General features: G+C 46.5%; 1 protein-coding gene. It reads right to left on the reverse strand.

What is annotated here, in order from left to right; translation table 11 throughout:
- The coding region (locus ACPYOJ_RS34870; protein WP_481420307.1) for a hypothetical protein at positions 1-320 on the reverse strand (320 nt) is incomplete at its 3' end.
- Between the last annotated feature and the right edge of the window lie 22 nt (positions 321-342).

A 342-nucleotide genomic window follows, 5' to 3' on the forward strand; every position in this document is an offset into this window, starting at 1 on the left:
ACCCTAGGGAGCAGTATGCCTTTATTGGTCGCAGAAACATCTAAAACTGCGCTAGCATCCGGATTACTTGTCCCTATTCCTACCTGACCGTTATCTTTTGCTACAAAATCTGTTCCCACCGCTCTGGCTGTACCATCTGCCTTCGTTCCTAACTTTACCAGACCGTTGGTGGTGTCATTGATCCAGGCATCGTTGGTGGTATCACCGGCTGCTGCATCGGTCATTTTCTGCCAAACGCTGCCGTCGAAATAATAGTAGCCTTCTGCGGTAATATTAACTGTTTTGGCATCTGTAGGACTAGCAACTGATTTAGCGTACACAATAACTCCTTTTTGAGCTGTT

It is taken from the genome of Rhizobium sp. SVR5-9E (assembly GCF_056755095.1).